The organism is Psychrobacter sp. CAL346-MNA-CIBAN-0220 (assembly GCF_040309805.1).
In the GTDB taxonomy this organism is placed as follows: Bacteria; Pseudomonadota; Gammaproteobacteria; order Pseudomonadales; family Moraxellaceae; genus Psychrobacter.
On sequence record NZ_JBEOPF010000558.1, the window covers coordinates 1 to 250 of the forward strand.

Sequence of the window (250 nt, forward strand, 5' to 3'; positions counted from 1 at the left end):
GTACCAAAACGCGCCATTTCTAGCGAGTCGGCAACGCAGCCGCCGGTTTCTTCGGCTAGTGCTTGTATTTCAGGATCGGTATAGTAATGGGCAACTAATACGGCATTTTTTTCTTGCAGTAGTTGCTTTATACGTGCTTTGTATTCGCCTTGTTCGTTTTGTGTTAACGGTGCTGGCTTAGGAGGGAAAATATAGCCTTCAGGCATAATAGTTTGAGCTAGACTCATGTTCTCGACCACTTCATCTATAT

Annotated in this window: 1 pseudogene; it reads right to left on the reverse strand. The window is 44.4% G+C overall.

Features of this window, described 5'->3' with window-relative positions:
* Positions 1-110 (reverse strand): annotated as a pseudogene (gene nadA / locus AAEY88_RS15850) (quinolinate synthase NadA); the annotation flags it as partial.
* Positions 111-250 lie beyond the last annotated feature (140 nt).